Annotated in this window: 15 protein-coding genes and 1 pseudogene; 7 read left to right on the top strand and 9 right to left on the bottom strand. The window is 32.7% G+C overall.

What is annotated here, in order from left to right; all coding sequences use genetic code 11:
- Positions 1–265: 265 nt before the first annotated feature.
- Positions 266–847, top strand: coding sequence for a DUF3747 domain-containing protein (locus F6K27_RS22180; RefSeq protein WP_287278352.1), 582 nt, complete (start codon positions 266–268; stop codon positions 845–847).
- A 500-nt stretch (positions 848–1,347) separates the two neighbouring features.
- On the opposite strand, the gene F6K27_RS22175 is transcribed toward F6K27_RS22180, so the two are convergent.
- Positions 1,348–2,235 carry an alpha/beta fold hydrolase gene (locus tag F6K27_RS22175; protein WP_287278353.1) on the bottom strand — a complete coding sequence of 296 codons (888 nt, stop codon included), beginning with the start codon at positions 2,233–2,235 and terminating at the stop codon, positions 1,348–1,350.
- A gap of 884 nt (positions 2,236–3,119) precedes the next feature.
- A pseudogene (locus tag F6K27_RS22170) lies at positions 3,120–3,748 on the bottom strand (Uma2 family endonuclease); the annotation flags it as partial.
- An 89-nt stretch (positions 3,749–3,837) separates the two neighbouring features.
- Between F6K27_RS22170 and F6K27_RS22165 the strand changes: the two are divergent.
- A complete protein-coding gene (locus tag F6K27_RS22165) occupies positions 3,838–4,014 on the top strand; it encodes a hypothetical protein (protein ID WP_161565029.1) in 177 nt (58 codons plus the stop codon).
- An 81-nt stretch (positions 4,015–4,095) separates the two neighbouring features.
- Here the strand turns inward: F6K27_RS22165 and F6K27_RS22160 are convergent, their stop codons facing one another.
- Positions 4,096–5,055, bottom strand: coding sequence for a GDP-mannose 4,6-dehydratase (locus F6K27_RS22160; protein WP_124142699.1), 960 nt, complete (start codon positions 5,053–5,055; stop codon positions 4,096–4,098).
- Between the two features lie 907 nt (positions 5,056–5,962).
- Positions 5,963–8,050 carry an FkbM family methyltransferase gene (locus tag F6K27_RS22155; RefSeq protein ID WP_287278354.1) on the bottom strand — a complete coding sequence of 696 codons (2,088 nt, stop codon included), beginning with the start codon at positions 8,048–8,050 and terminating at the stop codon, positions 5,963–5,965.
- Between the two features lie 808 nt (positions 8,051–8,858).
- Between F6K27_RS22155 and F6K27_RS22150 the strand changes: the two genes are divergently transcribed.
- A complete protein-coding gene (locus tag F6K27_RS22150; RefSeq protein WP_287278356.1) occupies positions 8,859–9,821 on the top strand; it encodes a tetratricopeptide repeat protein in 963 nt (320 codons plus the stop codon).
- 759 nt (positions 9,822–10,580) lie between these two features.
- Here the strand turns inward: F6K27_RS22150 and F6K27_RS22145 are convergent.
- Positions 10,581–11,717, bottom strand: coding sequence for a glycosyltransferase (locus F6K27_RS22145; RefSeq protein WP_287278357.1), 1,137 nt, complete (start codon positions 11,715–11,717; stop codon positions 10,581–10,583).
- A 1,369-nt stretch (positions 11,718–13,086) separates the two neighbouring features.
- On the opposite strand from F6K27_RS22145, the gene F6K27_RS33910 reads away from it, so the two are divergent.
- Together F6K27_RS33910 and F6K27_RS22140 are read left to right on the top strand one after the other, a co-directional pair.
- Positions 13,087–13,224, top strand: coding sequence for a transposase (locus F6K27_RS33910; RefSeq protein WP_124145951.1), 138 nt, complete (start codon positions 13,087–13,089; stop codon positions 13,222–13,224).
- Positions 13,225–14,162: 938 nt separating this feature from the next.
- Positions 14,163–14,363 carry a tetratricopeptide repeat protein gene (locus F6K27_RS22140; RefSeq protein ID WP_287278358.1) on the top strand — a complete coding sequence of 67 codons (201 nt, stop codon included), beginning with the start codon at positions 14,163–14,165 and terminating at the stop codon, positions 14,361–14,363.
- A 184-nt stretch (positions 14,364–14,547) separates the two neighbouring features.
- On the opposite strand, the gene F6K27_RS22135 is transcribed toward F6K27_RS22140, so the two are convergent.
- A complete protein-coding gene (locus tag F6K27_RS22135; protein WP_287278359.1) occupies positions 14,548–15,516 on the bottom strand; it encodes an acetamidase/formamidase family protein in 969 nt (322 codons plus the stop codon).
- An 84-nt stretch (positions 15,517–15,600) separates the two neighbouring features.
- On the opposite strand from F6K27_RS22135, the gene F6K27_RS22130 reads away from it, so the two are divergent.
- Positions 15,601–16,461 (top strand): AAA family ATPase, encoded by an 861-nt coding sequence (locus F6K27_RS22130; protein ID WP_287278360.1) that lies wholly within the window; start codon positions 15,601–15,603, stop codon positions 16,459–16,461.
- 908 nt (positions 16,462–17,369) lie between these two features.
- The gene (gene lysS / locus F6K27_RS22125; protein WP_287243447.1) at positions 17,370–18,512 is read left to right on the top strand and encodes a homocitrate synthase; all 1,143 of its coding nucleotides are present in this window, start codon (positions 17,370–17,372) and stop codon (positions 18,510–18,512) included.
- A gap of 353 nt (positions 18,513–18,865) precedes the next feature.
- Here lysS and F6K27_RS22120 read toward each other — a convergent pair whose 3' ends face one another.
- The 3 genes from F6K27_RS22120 to F6K27_RS22110 form a co-directional block, all read right to left on the bottom strand.
- Positions 18,866–19,606, bottom strand: a complete 741-nt coding sequence (locus F6K27_RS22120) for a sulfite exporter TauE/SafE family protein (protein ID WP_287278361.1) — start codon at positions 19,604–19,606, stop codon at positions 18,866–18,868.
- 718 nt (positions 19,607–20,324) lie between these two features.
- On the bottom strand, positions 20,325–20,822 hold the full coding sequence (locus F6K27_RS22115; protein ID WP_287278362.1) for a cupin domain-containing protein: 498 nt from the start codon (positions 20,820–20,822) through the stop codon (positions 20,325–20,327).
- Positions 20,823–21,184: 362 nt separating this feature from the next.
- Positions 21,185–21,316 carry a hypothetical protein gene (locus F6K27_RS22110; protein ID WP_287278363.1) on the bottom strand — a complete coding sequence of 44 codons (132 nt, stop codon included), beginning with the start codon at positions 21,314–21,316 and terminating at the stop codon, positions 21,185–21,187.
- Positions 21,317–21,569: the final 253 nt, after the last annotated feature.

Genomic DNA, 21,569 nt, shown 5'->3' with positions numbered 1-21,569 from the left:
GGATAATGGTTAACCACCGAAAATCATAAATTCAATACACTAATCTTATTTTTTCTGTGTTAAATCAATCATAATTTGGCATTGAGGCAAATTTTAATATCTGGCTCTAAAATACTCAGAAAGTAATAAAAATACAAAATTTTCTCTAACTCAGAGAATTGGGCTATATGGGATTTGACAAATTCTAACAGAAGTACGAAAATAAGTCCTAAAATTTCCCAAAATCTAATTCTCAAGTTATATAAAATCAGGTGAAACAAGAGGCATGAAAACTTTTTTTAAGCAGTCTATAGCTGCACTGACAACTTTAGGAGTATTAACTTTCTTTTCTCTTCGTCCAGTACCAGTTAGGGCAAATTTCTTTGACCAAAAAGAAGTCGAGCAGTCTAGATACATTGCAATTGCAGTTCCTCGTGCTTTTGGGCCACAGTTGCTAATTTTAGAACAAAAAACCGATGCTAGACAATGTTGGGGTGAAAGTGGCGATCGCCCGGTCTTGGTCGATCCTCTATTACTAAATTTTGACTTTACGGGTATTTGTGGACGTGCAACCGACAGTAATGGTTATTCTATCCGAATGGCAGGTACTGATATGGCTCTTGATTATGCTCTCTCTTTACAAATGAGTGGGGGGGATATACGACTGATGGGTATTTCTCGTGTTGATTCTAATGCACCACGACTACTGATCGGCAGAACTTATGGTTTAGCTGACGGATTTACTAAAATTATTCTTGAACCTGGTTGGCGGTTTGCTAAAAGAAGTTATGGGGGTAAAGAGTTAGGTCATATATATGTTACTCATGACTGGATGCCAACAGAGTTAGAAACTAATAATAACAACTAGATAGGGTTTACTGCAAAAGTCTTTTTGTAGGAGTCAGACCTCAGAAGTGAGAACTCAGGAGCAGTCAGTAGGAATAATTGTCTGATATTTGTCTGTTTAGGTTTGCTGCAAATGTGAGTATTTTTAGCTTTTTGGAGCGAAAAACTTGCATTTTTTTTCGTAAAAAAGGCTAAAGCATTTACAAATAAAGGCTTTTAGAGTTAATCAGCAAGTCCTAGATATATCAAATAAATTTAAAAAGGTAGCCATTAAAAATGACTACCTTTTAATAATCCTCAACACCACTTAAAATGAACTTAAAAAGTAATTGACACAACAGTTGTGCCTTAACGTAAATAGAGTTTTTGAGAAAGAGCATCGACGACTGACCGTGTTTCGTCTCGATGCTCTTGCTGATTCGCTCCTCACACGGTAGACATTCTAACTTACTAAGCTAGTTTTGTCACTATATTTCAGTAATTTTTTTTGACAAATCTTGAAAGCACTATCTATCAAGAGCTTCACCTTTGAGATAACCAATCTAAAATCAAAGAATTAACTATTGTTGGCCTTTCATCGTGGGGACAATGACCTGTGTTGGGTATGGGAACAAATTGGATAGATGCACCTTTCTCTGATAAGTCTTGATAAATTTTCCCACCAGAAATTGGTGTCCAAGGATCGTTTTCTCCCCAAATTACTAACAATGGTGCTTGAATTTTTGGTAATAATTCTGAGGGATGGGGTCCAGCAGGTGCAGTGAGAATTGAAGCAAAGACTTTCTGCGCTCCAGGGTCGCAGGAAGGACGATGAAGTAGTTCGATTAACTCATCTGTAATGGCTTCTTGATTACGATAAACTTGTTTGAGGGTGCCACGAATACGATATTTTTTACGGACTTGATTGAAAATAAATGGTCCTAGAGCTGGGGAATTAACTAATTTGCTGAACATTCCCATTATGAATCTTAGGGGAGGATTTAATTCTTGAGGTCGATGGTTTAAGCCTCCTGCACAGTTAATTAGAATCCCACCTGTACAAATTTCTGGGTAGTCTGCTAGTATCATTAGGCTAAGTAGTCCACCAATGGAGTTGCCTATAAAGACGGTGGGTTTTTGAATATGTTGGTTCCAAAAGTCGTATAGTAGTTCTTGCCAAAGTTCTAATGAGTAATCTATGGGTGGCTTAGAAGATGCACCAAATCCTAGTAAGTCGAGGGCAAATACTTGATGGCCTCCAGCGGCGAGGGTAGGGATATTGTTACGCCAATGACCTATGGATGCACCAAAACCATGAATTAATACTAGGGGTTGTCCAGTTCCCATGACTGTATATTGGATTTGGTGGTTTTTCCAAGTCCAAGTATGCAGGTCTAGTTGATTTGGTGGTGTTGCTATAACGGGGTTCATTTTATAAAGTTTTGTAAACTTACATATTTATCATAATAGAAATGTTGGCAAAATTTAGGTCTATATTTTCATTAGTAGGGGAGTGGGGGAGTAGGGGAGTGGGGGAGAAGCAAACATCAGAATAATTAACATTAACTTGGCTAAAATTAGCAAATAAATTTATTCTGCTCTTTTTAATTACTTAATAACTGAAGTGTTATCTAAGTTAAGTATTAATGTATGGGAATTGATATAGGATTATTGCATAAGCGATCGCTAAAGTAGCTTGCGAATAAAAATCCTAATTAACCGTTAAGTTGATTGATAAATTCTTGGTGTTCGGAACTAGATAATTCCTGCTGAAGTAGATTTAATACTTCAGGAAAATTTCTTTCTATTAAGGATGTAACTGCTAACTATAATTTCTGTAAATTTTGACTTTTTATCCCTGGGTTTTTATTGATGGCAATAGAAATATATTCACTTTAACTAAAAGTCCTAATTAATTGTGAAGTTGATTGATAAATTCTTGGTGTTCGGAACTATAGCAATCAGGAATAAGTTGTGAGAATTGAGATGTTCCTTAAAAGTATAGAATATAGCAATTATTATATTCATATGATACGTTTTTTTTCTTCTTCTCTGTTCCCTGTTCCCTGTTCCCTGTTCCCTGTTCCCTGTTCCCTGTTCCCTGTTCCCTAAAAGTTTTCAATATCTCACAACTCAAATCATATTGCTATAGATAATTTCTGCTGAAGTAGATTGAATACTTCAGGCAAATTTCTGTCTATTCAGGGTTTAACGGCAAACTATAATTTAGGGAAATTTTGACCTTTAAACCCTGGGTTTTTATTGATGGCAATATTAAAGATACTCACTCTAACTAAAAATGCTAATTCACTGTGAAGTTGACTAATAAATGACTGGTGTTCAGAACTAGATAATCCTTGTTGAAGTACATTTAAAACCTCAGCAAAATTTCCTTCTATTAAGGATTTAACTGCTAACCATAATTCAGGAAAAACTTGACTTTTTATAACTCCATTTTCATCTATTTTCGCATAAATATATTCACCTTCAGACAACCAAAAATAACTGAATTATTGTTCAGAAACTCGCCCAACTAAATATTCTTTGACTCCATTACGTTGATAGACTTTTAATTTATCATGCAAATCATAAGCAGCACTACTAGCAGCAACTTCAACAATTAATTCTGGTGCTCCTTCTATATAATCATCCTCACTAATTGTTGTTTGTCCTCCCAAACTTGGTTCAATAAATAATATGGCATCTGGTTGAGGTTCATTATTTTTATCTAAACGAGAGTAGTATTATCGACACTCCTAACTCCAGGAGTAGCAGCAGTATACACTTCTAACCAAGTATTAATCTGAAGATGAGGTTCTCCATGGGCAGAAAATCTTAATGGTGAAGTCATATAAACAATTCCTTCAATAAGTTCAGCTTTTTTATGTTTTGGCATGGAAAAGTAGCGCTTTTCAAACTCATTTCTAGTTAAGCGATCGCCATTTTATCAAGGTATTATTTTGATTTTAATCATAGTCTTATTATATTATTGTTGTTTTTCACTAAGTATAGACTACATAACTTCTAGATGCTTTGATTGGAGAAAAAATATCTGTATTCTCCCTAGATGAAAACAGTTATAAAATTCAATATTTCATAATTATTATGACCAAGGATAAAAATATGGGCATACAAAAAAAGATTAAAAAGCGTTTCGGTACAGAAATGCTGTTTGCGGAGCATTCCGGTACGGAAAATGCTGATAGCTAGTTAAACAAACTATCTACAAATTGTTAAGTATTCACAATATTTAGACACCTGATTGTGTGATTTTTTGCTGCCCTACTTAACTTAAATATTAGCCATTCTTGCCTCAACCATCATTCGCACTACATCTGGCATTTTATACTGTGCTTTCCATGCTAATTTTTCTTTAGCTTTAATTGGATTTGCTCTACCTACGGAAATATCAGTAGGGCGATATAAACTTCGATCTACCTCTACATAATTTTGCCAATTTAATCCTACAGTAGCAAAAGCTTCTATGACAAAATCTTGTAAAGGATAACTTTCTCCAGTAGCGATTACATAATCATCTGGTTCTTCTTGCTGCAACATCAAATACATTGCTTCTACATATTCGGGTGCCCAACCCCAATCTCTCTGCACTGAAATATTTCCTAAATGTAATTTTTCATTACTTCCATTAGCAATTTTACAAACAACTGAAATAATTTTTTGAGTTACAAAACGTTGAGGTCTGAGGGGAGATTCGTGATTAAATAATATGCCAGAACAAGCAAATAAATTGTAAGCTTCTCGATAATTTGCCACTTCCCAAAAGGCTGTAGATTTAGCAACAGCATAGGGACTTCTTGGGCGAAAAGGAGTGATTTCTGTAGCAGGTTGACCGCCTGTATCGCCAAAACATTCGCTGGAGCTAGCATTATATAATTTAATTTTTGCTCCGGTAAATCTAATTGCTTCTAATAAATTTAATGTGCCAGTAGCGATACTTTCTAATGTTTCTACAGGTTGTTGAAAAGATAGACCTACTGAACTTTGACCTGCTAGATTATAAACTTCATCTGGTTGATATTTGGTTAATATTTGTAAGACACTTCTAAAGTCAGTTAAAGACATAGAGTCTAATTTTATTTTGTCACGAATATCTAAACGATATAAGTTGTTAAAAGTAGACATTTGGGCATCTCGGGAAGTGCCACAAACATTATAACCTTTTTCTAGTAATAGTTTGGCTAAGTAGGAACCGTCTTGACCTGAAATTCCGGAAATTAATGCTGTTTTCATAATTTTTAAGGAAGGAGAAAAAGAGATAAATATTTAGGACTTGCTGAATAAGTCTGAAATTTTAATTAATCAAAGTTTTAAGGGTTATTGAGATATTCATATAGTGCAATAAAAACAAATAAGTCGAACTGTATGTCAAAATTCAGACATTTTTTTGAACTGAAACAGTGAAAATTTTTCTACTGTTAAACTTAAATAAACTATTGGCTTTCCTCACCTAATTTTTTTCAGCATACCCTATATTAGAAGTCTGACTTTATTGCCTTTTCCAGGTAATAAGTCAGGAGTAAGAATTAATAAGAATTTTTTTTGACTTTTCCTGACTCCCTCCTTGCCTAATTGGGTTAAATACCTTATTATTCTATAATACCATTTTGAAAAAAGAATGCTTAACTTAGATGACACTTCAATTATTAAGTAATTAACACGCTAACTGAATAACTTTTTTGATAATTAGCAGGCCATTTATTGTTAATTATTCTGATGTTTACTTCTCCCCTACTTTTGTACGGTCAAATGGCTATTCGGCCATATTCCCGCCCAATGCAAAAATGTAGCAAACATTTATCGCGCTTGCTATAACTTCTGACTCCTGTATTCTGACTTCTTTTTCAAAGATATCTTTTGATTAAAAACAAAAGGTTATTGCCTAAATGTAATCTCTATATAGAAGCCTTATTAAGGTTATATAAAACATATTTTGGAGTTAGGTTAAAATGGTTATTTTCAGACTTTACGATCTATTTTAGTTTTCTTGCACATCATTTAGAATTGCTATAGATTTATACAATCTAGCCTTTCTCAAGTTACTGAGGTAAAGTTGTTTTTCTTCTTTTCTATTCCCTATTCCCTACTCCCGCGCAGCAAAATAATTTTTTACCTCACGCCTCTTAGGAATTGCTATATATCAATCTGGAATTGTTTCTGCTAGAATTTTCGCTAAATTTTTGAGATGTTCTGCATAGTTTTTTTGATTTTGATTAGGTGATATTTTTGCCTGATTTTCTAGTTTTAACTTAGTTTTTTCCAGTTCTGTTTGAGTTTCTTGAAGTTGGGATTTACAGGTATTCAATTCTTCTTGATGCTTGAAATAGTTAGATTGAGATTGTTCTAATTCTGCCTGTACTTCATCGAGTTGGAATTGGGTAATTTCTAATTCTTCTCGCGCATCATGTAGTTCTGAGCAATATTTATCTAATTCTGTTTGAATTTGTTGTAGCTGTGCTTCGTAATTTTGAGCTTGTTCTTGGTTTTGCTGAAGTTGAGACTGAGCAGATACTAATTTTTCGGAAAATTCATCTCGCTGAGACTTGGTATTTTCTAATTCTGTTTGAATCTGCTGTAGTTTTGCTTCGGAATTTTTGGTTTTTTCTTGGTTTTGCTGAAGTTGAGACTGAGATTTTTCTAACTCCTCTAATATTTGGTCTCTTTGAGATTGGATATTTTCTAATTCTTCACGATTTTGTTGAAGTTGAGATTGGGTAGATATTAATTTATGAGAAAGTTCATCTTTCTGAGACTGAATATTTGCTAACTCGACTTGATTTTCCTGAAATTTCACCTCCAATGAAACACTATTCCCTATTTCTGAAATATCCACATCTCGAAAAACTGGCGTACTATTCCAAGGTTCAAAAGGTATAAGTTTTGCGGTGGAAAAATGAGGTCGAAAGAAATATTTTCCGGCTTCATTTAATAGACAAGCAGCAAAAGCAAAGGGAGTATTAGAAATAGCAACAAAATCACACTTACTCAATAAGAATAAATTCAGATATTCTCGATTAACTTCAATCTCTAAGTCTTGAGAAGTTACAGGATGATATTCAGCAAAATAAACCAGAGGTAATTCCTCTATATTATCGTTGGCAATAAATAAAACTGGTTCCTCTAAAGTTTCCCATAAACCATCTAACCAAATTTTATACCACTCACTCGGAGCAACAGCAAAATTACTATTTTCCTCTGAATGTGATTGTAAATGTAAACCAATGATAGTTTTGCCACGAGAGTGTAATTTTTCCCAAGCAAGTTTTACTTTTTTCTCTATCTCTAGTGCAGGTTGAAACAAAGAACAAAAATATTCTTTAAAGGGTGCATAATAGCGAGTGTTATATAGAAATTCTCCATGAATATCTACATTTTTCAAAATTTCTGTATTACCGAGGATAAATTCATTATCATTCTCCCAAACTTCAGGTAAATCTTCAGAAATCTCTCGGTCTTTATGCCCAAATAATTCTTGCCCTATCCATTTTGGAGTCTCTACTGATAAGCCATTTTCTTGAGCATATATTTTCAATAAACCATACTGAAAAATTTGATTACCTAATCCAGCATTTTTGCCAAGAGTAGACATACTAATTACTTGTTTTCTCACATAAAAAGCATCTCCCCAAGAAGGATGAAAAGGCGTGGCAACTGCTATTTTACCAAAACCAGTCTGTGCTAAAAACTCATCAATTTTTTCTGCCAAAGCACAACCTTCATAGAGTTCTTCATAATTGATTTTTGTGTAAACTGCATCTATATATTTAAGTAGATTAGTTGCACCTTGTAATGCCAAAAGTTCTGCCCCTTGAATATCTAGGTTGAGAATATTAAAATCTGCTGGTTTTAGTCCTAATTCTGATAGCAAAGTATCAAGAGTTTTTGACTCAACAGTTAGTTGATGTGTTTCTTTAATATTTGGATAAATATTTCGATAAAATTTCAAAGGCAAAATGGAACTACTCTGTCCCATGGAGTTAACATATAATTTTACTTTTCCATTTTGATTACTAATGGCATAGTTAACAGCTTGCACATCAATAGATACTTCGGCAATATTTGTTTTTAGCCTTTCAAATACTGTGGGGTTAGCTTCAATGAAAAGAATTTTTGAAATATTTAACCCTTGATAAGTTTTAATATCTTTACCCTCATAAGCACCTACATGAATAATGCCTCTAGGAAAAATTTTGTTTTGAGAACAAAGGTTCTTTAAATCTAATTTCATTACTACTAATACTTAGATAATTTCAGTTCAGAAAAAAATAAATAGGTCGCTATACCACTAATAAAATCAATCTTTAACCAAGAAGAGAACTATTTCTTAGCTAAAGCAGTAGAGCAGAGGTAAAATTCAGCCAATTTTTTGAGTTTATATTCTCTAGATATAGCGTTTTCATTTGAAATGTAATATTAAATCTGGTGGTATTGGTATAACTAGATAGTTAATTAGGAATCAGGAGTCAGGAGGAAAAAGAATTTAGAAATATTTTTGCTCTACCTGAATATGAAACATTTTTTTATACCGAATTAACGGGATGTGATGTCAAACAATAATTGGTTATTTACTAACATTAAAAACTCCAGAAAACCTTCTTACTTGTTGCCTCTTGCCTTTGACTTTTTGCCTAAAAGCGACCATGTTTTTTACGCAACTCAAATGAAATTAGTATATATCTAAATCTCGATCAAATTACTACCAAAAGTCTTAACTAGATATGTTATCCAAAATATATTGCCAAGCATTCAGCAGTCAACTATCAGCTTTATAGAGTTGAAAATGTAGTAGAAGTTAAACTAATGTTTGCTTCATTCATTAAAAAGCTGTTTGCGTAGCATTCCGTAGGATGAACTGACCACTAATAGCTGTTTGCGCAGCATTCCGCAGGAAATGCTTACATATATTATTAACTAGGTATCTCACAAAAACCAACATAGTACAAAAGATTGTCCGAGATTTGTTTGATAAATAATCTTTGAATTTGCAACATACTTTAGCTTAATATAGTCAAGTATGAAAAAATCTATACTTAACTGTGAATGTAGTAGAAAAGCACCAAAAAGCCAGAGAATATTTGGCCCAAGGTAAAATGGATAGAGCGATCGCTCTGTGTCATCAAATTATAGAGGTAAAACCAGACTTTATTCCAGCTTATCAGACTGTGGGAAATGCTTTAGAAATGCAAGGTAATTTAAAAGCTGCAATTAATTGGTATTTTAAGGCATTAAAAATTCAGCCAAACTTAGCTGAATTATACAAAATGATTGGTAATTTATACTCTCGACAAAAGCAGTGGGATGAGGCGATCGTCAGTTACCAAAAAGCTATAAAATTACAACCAAATTTAACAGAAGTGTATGAAAATTTAGGGGATATTTTTCGGCAGCGTTATCGGGCAAATTTAAAAGCAGCATTGAGTCATTATCGTCAAGCAATAGATTACGATCCTCAGAATGAAAGCAACTACCATAAAATCTTAGAAATTCAACCCTATCATCCAGAAATATGTTGTCGTTTAGCTAATATCTTATTTAGAAGAAATAAATTAAGCTCTGCAATTATTTTTTATCAAATTGCCCTAATAACTGAACCAGAAAATCCAGAAATTCATTTTAATTTAGGCAAAATATTGACAGAGCAAGGCGATATTCAGCAAGCAATTTATGAATATCAACTTGCTTTAGAAGTAGAGAAAAATAATCCAGAGATTTATCTAAATTTAGGAATAGTTTTGGCAAGAAAAGAAAGATGGATAGAAGCGATCGCCTCTTACCGTCGTACTATTGAAATTAATCCCAAGTTAGATTTAGCTTACAACTATTTAGGAGAAGCTTTAACAAAAGTGGGGGAATTAGAAGAGGCAATCTATGTTTTTGAGCAAGCAATAAATCTCAATCCCACCTCACCTTTATTTCATAAAAATTTAGGAGATGCTTTAGCAAAGCAAGGAAAAATAGATGAAGCAAGTGTCGCTTATAGTCGTTTTATTGAATGCTGAAGAAGGAAGAGGGAAGAGGGAAGAAGGAAGAGGGAAAAATATTGCTTTTTCTGAATTTTAAGCTGAAGAAGGAAAAAGGAAAAAGGAAGAGGGAAGAGGGAAAAATATTGCTTTTTCTGAATTTTAAGCTGAAGAAGAAAGAGGGAAGAAGGAAGAGGGAAAAATACTGCTTTTTCTGAATTTTAAGCTGAAGAAGGAAGAAAGAAGAAGGAAGAGGGAAAAATACTGCTTTTTCTGAATTTTAAGCTGAAGAAGTAAGAAGGAAGAGGGAAGAAGAAAGAGGGAAGAAGGAAGAGGGAAAAATACTGCTTTTTCTGAATTTTAAGCTGAAGAAGGAAGAAAGAAGAAGGAAGAGGGAAAAATACTGCTTTTTCTGAATTTTAAGCTTTTGATATGTCCTAATACCATGGGTGAAAAAAGAATATTACGAATAATAAGCATGATTAAAAGACAGGTGCAGAAGATGTCCCTTGAACTAAAAAGATAAATTATGGCCTAATAAATGGCATTAAAACTATTCATTCTGACTCCTGACTCCTGACTCCTAAGAAATAACCTTTCCTTCGACAATACTTAACTTAAATAGCACTTCAATATATTAAGTAATTGACACAAATATAATCACCTTTTTGATAATTAGCACCCTAGAAGCGTATTAATTATTATTATATTTACTACTCCCTGTACGGACGTTGCATGCAACGTCCCTACCCACTCCCCTGCTGCCCCACTCCCCCACTCCCCCACTCCCCCGCTCTGCTATTTCCTATTTTCTTGATAATATTTTTGTGCAGTTTGTATCCAAGCTTTAATCTGAGATTCTAGCCATTTTTTTTCATCATTTAACTGATTAATTTTCATTTCTAAAACCGAATTTTTATTCTCAAGATTTTTAACCCAGTCCTTATATTCATCCACTTCAAACTTGAGGCGAGAATTTACTTGTAAAATTTTTTGTATTCTAGTGCCTAACTCTTGCACAGAAATACTTAATTTTACTGACTTACCCCGCCAATTTTCCAGCAACTCGGATAACTTGAATGCTTCATCAAAATTTCCCTTTTCCAGATAATGATAAATTCGATAAAAACTCACCCATTTAACAGTTCGAGATAACACTTCACTTTCCCAATAATTTAATTCTGGGTCTGATAAATTGAAACTATCAATTAAATCACTACAAATTTGTAAATGTTCTTTTACCTGATAAAAATCATCAAAACTATGAGTTTTATTTCCTTCATGCCATCGATAATATCCCAATATTTCTTTGACAAAATATAAGTCAGCAACCAAAGCAATTCTCAACCATAATTCTAAATCCGCAGCATAAGCATAATTCTCATTAAATTTCCCGCCTACTTTCTCTAAAACTTGTCTTCTCATTAATACAAACGGGCAACAAATAGGATTAGCTTCTCCCAAAATATTCCTCGCCCATTCCTTGCCATTTACTAACTTATCCTCAGGATAATTTGCCCAATTCCAATTGAGATGATTATTATTAGCGTCAACCACCATAACAGATGAAGTAACTAAACCTATATTTTGGTATTTATCCAAAATTTTTACCTTTTGCTCTAAATTTTTTGGCAACATCACATCATCCTGAGCAAAGATAGTAATATACTCACCATTAGCACTTTCTAAACACTGATTCCAATTAGTAAACAGTCCTAAATTTTTTGAATTTCTCAAGTATCTAATTCTGTTATCTTTCTGCAGATAATTTTTAATAATTTCTGGAGTATTATCGTTGGAACAATCATCAGAAATAATTAACTCAAAATCTGTAAATGTCTGTTGAAGGACACTATCTATTGCTTGAGTTAGAAATTCTCCAGAGTTATAAGTAGGTAAACAAACGGTAACTTGAGGACAATGATTGATGAGCATTTAATCTAATATTAATTTTGAAGTAATACTAAGTTTGGTTGATAAAAGATATTTATAATTTTTTGATGTTCTTTATTTCTTAGTGTCAATTCAGTTATCAATTATCAGTACCTCGGGCAATAGGGAGGCGATAAAATGCAAAATTTTCTTTTTTATCTCCTTAAAGGGGGAGGTTTTATACCTGATTTTTTTGTCCAAGATGGCTCTTTGAAACTGTATTCACGATCGTACTGTATTATACCAATTTGATTAAAGAAATTATAAATAATAAAAGTGATTGAATAACCTGATGTTGATGTCTGTTAAACTCAAAATAAAGCTTGATATTTGTCACTAATAAATTCAAATAGTTACTAATAGATAAAAAACCGAGAAGAAACATTTAAAATTATTTTTATGAGGCCGTGAATTCTCTGACAAAGCGTAATAAATATTTGCTATAAATAACTAGGTTATTTCTTAGGAGTCAGGAGGACTGAGTCAGGAGTAAAAATAAATAGCTTTGATACCATTTATTAGGTGGGAGTTTATCTTTTTAGCCCAAGGAACATCTCCTGCAGGTTTCTTTTAATTGCCCTCATTATTCGTCACATTCTTTTTCCAGATTTGTATAATTCCTAAATTAAGTATTTAAGCATAATTAATTATGCATTAACTTCTCACTCTGTCAGACTTAGAGATGAAATTATATACAAATAATTTAGCATGAGTACTTATTATTATTCCTGAATTATAAATTATCACAATTTAGAGCCAACTTTTTTCAATTGCCATGAAATATTTTGAGTTAGGGCAAATTGGAGTGTGACTAAGTTATTTTAATTATTCCTGTTCTTGCTGATAAGTGGAAACGTAAACTTAAAAATATAGCAACTGTCATTAAGCAGGAACAGAAAATTAATTTCCTATTTTTGTCATCAAAATATATCCTTGACGAAAAAACTTTTATACCAATTTCATAAAATATTGCAAAGCGTGAGGACACACTTAACTGGGAACACCGGAGCTGGGAACAGAGAAAGAAAAACATAAATATTAAAGAGGAAAAAAGGTGGAAATTTTAGAATTTATGGAATTTATAATTTTTTCTTTTAAGAAGAAATCACAAATTAAGATGTAACTGCCTTTGCGTGAATTTGGTATTAGAAAGAATAAGTTTCCAAAGTAAATTTCCTCAAGTGAGAGATAGCAGCTCTATATATGATGTAAAAATTAACTAAATTACGAAATACATCAGGGAGTAATTGACAGTAAAATTGTCATAAATTTTTGAAATAAGTTTAGTCAATATTTAGCTAAACTCTTGCTCTGTAGTTATGGATAGAGCTTTCATCTATACGAGGGATAAAATGAGCGAAAAATTATCAGAATGGAAAGAAAAAAATTAGAGATATTTTGGTGTCCAACTTACTCACCCAAGCACAACTTAATCGAAATTATTTGGAAATTTATTAAGAATGAGTGGATTAAAGTTAATGAAACTCGAAAACTCTCCAAGCTTTCTTAACTATCTCAAAAAAGTTCTGGATAAAAATTGTCAAGAATATGTAATTAATTTTGTGTAGGTGCTTACTACTTTTGAGTTATGGAATATCTTTTTGTGTAACTCCGTAGGAGAAACAACAGAATATGAATAATTCACCTTTTTCCTTTTCTCTTAGATAACTAAATACCTTTTTCCTTTTTAATTCTGCTATAAAAGCAATACTTTTGATTAAGTTTAACTCTGTAGGATCTTAAGTAGATAAGCATAAATCAACCCAATATTAGAAGGCGAGTTTTTAGAACTCTATAGCGCTGAAGTCAAAGCTTTCAGTTAAACCTGCCCCGACAATTTTTTTGACGTTTAATTAGACCTACCTACTTACCAGTTGAAGTTTGATTACTTGAAGTAATTTTTATGAATAAACTTAACTGATTTTATGTACTGAATTCTGGATAAATAAATTTCCGGGTTAGTACAATAAACTCTTGTAATAGGCAAGTAAACTCTATGGTTAACTCAGGTAGTCAATTTTTCTCCTCTACAGGAATAAAACACTGCACCTGTACTTAAATGGAATAGGAGAAACAACGGAATATCAATCATTAACTTTTTTTCTTCTCTCCTAGATAACTAAGCGTATTTTTCCTTTTTACTTCTGCGATCAAAGCAATACAGTTTATTAAATTTAACTGCGTAGTAGTTTACCAGTTGAAATTTGATTACTTGAAGTAATTTTGATGAATAAACTTAACTGATTTTATGTACTGAATTCTGGATAAATAAATTTCCGGGTTAGTACAATAAACTTTTGTAATAGGCAAATAGACTATATGGTTAACTCAGGTAGTCAATTTTTTTCCTCCACAGAAATAAAAAACTGCACCTGTACTTAAATAGAATCTGTTCCAATAAAAACTAATTCCAATAAAAACTAATATATATAGATAAATAAGCCAAATATGTGTATTTCTAAAACAGCTGTCTTAACCCTTGCTGCTCTCAGTTCCCAAAATTTAACTGCTAATGTTGATGTTTTACATAACTTAGGCGCTATACTTGGAAAACTACACCGCTATGAAGAGGCGATCGCTACTTTTGATCGGGCATTAAAAATTCAAGCAAATAAAACAGCAAAAAAGTTCATCCTCTTGCTTTACTGAATGGCAAAAAAGTTAAGACCGATAACTAGATTATTATTTTATAGTAGAAGGAAGAAAAAAGAAGGAAAAATCTTGCCTCTTTTTTATGGTATCTAAACACCTACGCAGAATGTAATTTCAGCTATTAGCAGTCAGCTCCTCGGTGCGGAATGCGCTCGCATTCAGCTTTTTAAGATAATTTCTTCTATATGATAGAGTTTATTGCGGGTAATATTGATTTTGGTAACATTCCATGAACTCCTTTATGAGGATTATTCACAACTTGAGTAATATGAAAATTCACAGCAATAGAACACAAAGTATAAGCATCTTCAGCACTCAACCCAACAAAATTTTCTAACCAACTAATCATTTGCTTTAAAGCTAATTCAAAAGCAGCATCTAAAGTATTGCCAAACCCAAACGAAATAATATCAGTAGATGTTTCTGCCATGGGAAAAATTAATTGTAAATCTTGCCTAACCTTAATCTGAATAGTGCCATTCATTGAAGTTTCAATTGCCGTTACATTTATTTCTCCATCGCCCTGTGCAGAATGACCATCACCAATAGAAAATAAACCACCAGGCACAAAAACAGGTAAAAAAATTCGCGAACCAACTTGTAATTCTCGACAGTCAATATTTCCCCCATAAATACCAGGAGGAATAGATGAACGTTGAGTATTTTCTGTAGCAACTCCGAGAATTCCAAAAAATGGTTGAAGTGGAATTTTTATCCCACTATTAAGAGGAAATTCAGCTATCTTTTTTTCTAAATCTAGTGGAATAAAGTTTAGTTTTGCTTCTGTAAATTGTTCAGCTAATGCACCCCATCCCGGACGAATTGAATTAAATCCCATCGGTAAACTAGGGTAAATATTTTCCAGAATAATTTCTAATACATCTCCTGGTTTAGCATCATTAATATATATTGGTCCAGTTAATAAATGAGGACCAACACCAACTTTTCTTTCTGCTGGTAAATTGTGACAAATTTCTAGAAATTCTGGAGTGATAAATTCTCTAGGTGCTCTGTCGTAAAGATAATAACCCGTGTAAGTTTCTACATCTATGCGATCGCCAGAATTAATGATTAATGCTGGTTCTAGTTTATGGGAAAAACCTCCTAAATGAACAGTGTTACATCGAGCTTTTAAAATATGCTTTTTCATCTTTTTTATTTTTTTTTAATATTTATCGTATATAATACCTATTCTAAGTAAAATAATTCCAAATTTTCATAAACTTAACTTAAAATGATTCAAACTATAACTAAAACTAATCAAAATTTTAAACAGTTACAGCCAGGAATTGGTATTGGTGTACCCCTACCTCAAGATTGGGTATCTATCAAGAATGAAGCTCTAGTAATTATTGTAGGTTTAACTGGTGTAGGGAAAAGCACAGTCATTAATACATTAATTGAATCTGGATTAGATTTTACTTTACTTCCAAATCGACGCACCCTAACAACAGAATTAATTATTCCTCATATTACAGCCACAAACGAGCAAAATGTTCAAACAATTTGTCGTATAGACCGCTTCAAATATACTCGTCAGTATCAAAAAAGTTTTCCTGGTGGTATGGGTCATATTTTAGCCCAGTTACAAGTTAATCCTTCTTTAATCAATCATCCATTAATTTTTGATGGTTTGCGAGGAGAAAATGAAGTTACCTATGCTGCTAATACTTTAAAAAAAGCTAAATTTATAATTTTGGATGCCCCATTATCAGTTCGCTTAAAACGTCTTTTAACTAGAAGTGATGCTTTCGATAAAATCACAAAATATCCAGATAATGAAGTAGTTAATCCCCAAAAAATTATGGGTTTTTCTGACTTTGGTATACCCGAAGCATCCAATTTATTTACCTGTGATGAAGAGCAGGAAATTTTAACTCTACTGGAAAGAGGAGTATATAACTCTGTAGATGTTTGCGAACGATTAAACATTCTGGTTGAGGAGAGCAGAAATTACAATTCGGAAGCAACAAAAACAGCTTTACAGACAATTGCTCCTGAGCGAACTTTGCTTTTAGATACTACTAAGTTTTCACCTCAACAACTAACTCAAAAAATTCTTGCTTACTTATTACTTAAAAATTCGAGGGTTTAAGTCTCCTACTATTTTGTTGATGGGGGAATGCTCCCCTATCATAAACACAGTTTTTTTTAGTAGGAGGACCGAGTCAAAAGAGAATATTCCTGATGTTAAGCTTTTTGCTTCAGCTAGAGGTAGTGATAACTGATAACTGAAAAGACTCTTATTTCCCGTTCCCTAAATTCAAAGATATTTTTACCTAAAACTTTCCAGATTTTATTAACTTTATATTCTGTTTAAAAGTAGTCATAGAATATTTTTAAGAAGCTGTTTTCTCGACTATATTCATTTTTTTAGGGAGTAGGAAGTAGAAAAGAAGAAAAATAACTGTACCTCAGTAACTTGAGAAACGCTATAATACCAAATTGATAAATTTTTCCTACAAATAGCTAGGATATTTCTTAGGAGTCAACCCACCCCTCGCCCCTCCCCCTCCCAGGAGGGGAAGTCAGTCGGACCGAGTCAGAATCAATGGCTTTAATGCCAGTTTTTAGATTGTAATTTATCTTTTTAGTCCAAGAGACATCTCCGATAAAGTATTTTAATTGCCCTGATTATTCGTAACATTCTTTTTCCAAATTGATATAATTTACTCAAATAACTATAAAAATATTAATTAGAATTTAAGATTGAGGGTTACTATAGCAATCCTAAATCATTTGTGATCATTTTATTGCTTCGGTGTTTCTCCCATACCTGTTCCCTGTTCCCTGTTCCCTATTCCCTAAAATCTACAATATCTCACAACTCAAATAAGACTGCTTTGCTATAGATTTTAACAATAACTTAAATGTTCTTAAATATTATTAAATATCTTTAATATATACCATTTTTTTGTGATATTAATTGTAATTAACCATACTAATCATAATTCCTGTAATATGTTTAGCTGAAAATTATAGAATTATGCCTAAACTAAAAAAATGCTATTAAGTAAATTAGCGATAGTTGATTCTACTCTGCGAGAAGGAGAACAATTTTTTAAATCTAACTTTTCTACGAGTGATAAAATTGAAATAGCTAGAGGATTAGATCAATTCGGAGTAGAATACATAGAAGTTACTTCTCCGAGAGCTTCTCCTCAATCCTATCAAGATTGTCAAAAATTAGTTAAATTAGGTTTACAAGCTAAAGTTGTCACTCACATTCGTTGCCATCTAGAAGATGCAAAAATAGCCCTAGATACAGGTGTAGATGGCATTAATCTGTTCATCAGCACTTCACAAATTTTACGTCAATTTGGTCACCGTAAAAGTATAGAAGAAATTATCGATATAGCTACAGAAGTTATCACTTTTATTCATCAAAAAAATCCTCAAGCAGAATTGCGTTTTTCTACTGAAGATTCATTTCGTAGCTCTCTTTCAGATTTACTGCGAGTCTATTTAGCAATTAATAAATTAGGAATAGTCAATCGTTTTGGAGTAGCTGATACAGTAGGTATAGCAACTCCTCACCAGGTTTATCAACTAATTCAAAATATGAGACAATGTTTTTGTGAGGATATAGAATTTCACGCTCATAATGATACAGGTTGTGCAATTGCTAATAGTTTTACTGCTTTTGAAGCAGGGGCAACTCATATTGATACAACTGTTTTAGGGATTGGTGAACGTAATGGCATTACTCCTTTAGCTGGATTAATTGCTCGTCTTTATACCCTCGATCCACAAACTTTAAACAATAAATATTCTCTATCTTATCTCCATAAATTAAATCAATTAGTAGCGGAAAAAATTGAACTTTCTATTCCTTTCAATCATTGTATCGTAGGGGAAGCTGCATTTAATCATAAAGCAGGAGTTCATACTAAAGCAATGCTCAATAATTCTAGAACTTATGAAGCAATAAATCCCACTGATTTTGATTTGAATCGGTCAATTTTAATTAACCATAAACTTACAGGTAAAAATAGTATTAATCATCGTGCTATTCAACTTGGTTTGAATTTAGACAACTTCCAAATTCAAGCTATTACTCAAACAATTAAAAATTTAGCCGACCGACAAAAAATGACCTTAGAAAACGTGGATGAAATTTTGTTATCATCCCAAAAAAATATGTAATATCAAATCCGTTAGCATCGGTATAAAATCTTTTGAAGTAGGAGTCAGGAGGGAAAAAATTTATGAAGATTTGGTAATGGTGAAGATCAAGAATGTTTTTATACCGAATTAAACGGATTTGATATAAGCATTCAGCTATCAGTTATCAGTTATTAACTTATTATCTTATTATCTTAGAAGGAGAATTCAAAATTATGTTTATGCAGCATTCCGCAGGAAAGAAAAAGGTAATAAGCTAACCTTAGTAAGTCCTTTACGTTCATGCATCTTTTTGCACAGCATTCCGTAGGAAATACTAATAGCTGAGTGCTTACAAAAATATTGGTTAAATTTTTTTAGCATTACTGCCAAATCTACCACAATATTAGTATATTCCTTTGTTCCCAGAGAATAAAGACACCACTAAAAAGCACAAAAATAATTACTAACTGACGGAACAATTGCGGACTAATTTTTTCTAATACTAAATTACCCAACCAATTACCTGGAAAAGCAGCTATTCCTATGAGTATTCCATATCCAAACAAAGGCAAAGTTAAAGTACCAAAAATGGCGTAGACGATCACCTTAATAATATGAATTACCATCCGGTTCACTGCTTGAGTGCCCAATAGTTCCTCTTTTTCCAAGCCAAAATTCAGGTAAAAAGGTGCAAGTATCGGTCCCATACTACCAATAATGCCAGACAAAAAGGAATAAATAAAACCTGCTGGTAAAAAATACCAAGCACGAACAGTAAAAGATTGGTCTTGATTCTTAATAATTAAATTTATCCCAGAGATAACTAGAAATAATCCTACTAAAAAACTCAGCCATTCTACAGAAATTTGGGTCAACATAAATGCCCCCAAACAAGCACCAACAATAGCACCAGGTAGTTCCCAAAAAATCACTGTCCAGTTAATTTTTTGCCGATAAGTAAAAGCACGTTCAGCATTACCAATCATTCCTCCAGTTGTAATAATTGGTGGGATGGCTAAAGCTCCTAAAAATAAACCAATGACTGGCATTAAGATAAATGAACTACCGCCACCTGCTAGAGTACTGACAAACCACCCAACAATACTTGCTAATGCTAACCACAAATAGGTCATATTCTTTGAAAATTTATAATATTTTACTACTAATTATTTCTGCTTTATTTCTGTAAGCATTCAGCCGCCAGCTATCAGCTATTGCTTTTAATTTTATATAAAAGCTTTACTAATTGAGTCATAATTGATACTTACTATAAAAGCTGGCTTGAAAGTCTATATTTATTCAAACCCCCTCATGAGAGCTGAGAGCTGACAGCTAATAGCTGTTTGCGCAGCATTCCGCAGGAAATGCTTGCTAATTTTTTGATTTATAAGTTTGACTATTCTACCAATATTAAAGGGAGATTAAATAAGGGTTTTTAACAATATTACAGAAGCTCAAAATAAACTTAAGGAATGATAATTGGATGACTGTTTAATTCCCGATAGAACTCCATTCCACTCACGGGAGGGAAAAACAATCCCTTCACTTCATAAAGTAAATCTTTCCATACTCTCTTATTTATAAATATTCAACTGACTTGATAGTATAGTACGTTATTTTTGAGGTACTGATAACTGATAACTGAAATGACCGTAAATTAAAAATTATATTATAGTGGAAATCCTCTTTCAAACTTCTCTGATAGAAAAATCTAAGGTTTTAAATTTTCTATTTCATATCAATAATCTTCTCCAGAACCTACCAATAAAAATTTAGTAGTTTCTAGAGAAGGAATCACTAAAAACATTGATTGATTCAAAACGTCATTAACATTGCTACTTAAGAAAGCGGCTACTCATAATATAACCCTTCTATCGGTACACCATCCTCATGTTTGTTTTCCTTTGATTTTCCTGGTAATGACTTACCATCAATACCAATACGATTAACTGGAATTTTTTCCTTTTCCGCGCCTATTCTCAACATGACTAGAGGCTCATCTCCACAACTTTGAAACTTGTAAAAACCACCTCTAGGAACTAATATACCTTGGTTTCTACTGAACACTCCAACTTCACCATCTTTGCCAAAAAACCTAGCTTTTCCGGCTAAAATTACAAAAGTATGATCATCTCCAGGATGAGAGTGTAGAACATTTTCTCCCCCTTGAGCGTAACATTTAATTCTGACGCTCATTAAATCAGTTTTGGCGAGGGTATAGTCACTTCTTCCCTTACTCAAAAGTTGAGTTTTGAGTTGAAAAACTTGAAGTTCTAGACTTTCGTTAGAAATTTTTTCTGTCAATTCTTGATTAGCAACTATCGCAGGTATTTTTTTTACAGAAAACACTAAACATAAACAATAGTATATTAGCCGAGTTATCTAATAATATTCATTATAAAAATATTAATTTTTACTTCATTCAATTCATCAATTCTAGTCCAAGTAATACCAAATCCAGATATCAAAAGCACGTTTTTCAAATTCTTCTCTAATCCTTCTTCTCTCTACCTTCTTCCTTACCTTCATAAATAAAGGTTTTGTATAAACCGGTATAATTAGCGGTCAAAAAAACAACTCTATTCTCATCCAACTTGATTGTATTAAGTATTTAAATTTAAGTCCAAAACAGATTTTCTCAAGAAGGAGCAAATCCCTAGATGATTTGTTTGCCATTGGGTGCTTCATCTGTAAAAATAAGCCTACCTTAGTCAGCTAACAATTTCTCCATGAACTTCACTGCAAATGCGGTTACCACGCTGACATTGTTTCAATTTCACATTATCAATAAAAAACTTTACAGCCAAATCTATAGTCCCTTCTCCAGTGCTTTTTATTGTCACATTGTTCATCCAAATTTTGGGGGTTGCACATTATGGAATGATATTGCCAAAAATTGGTTTAGATTTTGACTAAAAATAACCATTAATTAATCATTCTAGCAATTGATTAATCCACAATCCAATTCAATCAAAAATATCAAATCATTCGTCACTGTGCAACGCCAAATAATATGGTAGTCCTATATATATTGTATCCTTCATCACAACTGCCAATTGTCCGTTCGCTGGCAGGAGAAACAGTTGATCATTTTCT

The sequence above is a fragment of the Okeania sp. SIO2F5 genome, from assembly GCF_010692685.1.
Lineage (GTDB): Bacteria > Cyanobacteriota > Cyanobacteriia > Cyanobacteriales > Microcoleaceae > Okeania > Okeania hirsuta.
This window is presented reverse-complemented; position numbering and strand designations above follow the sequence as displayed.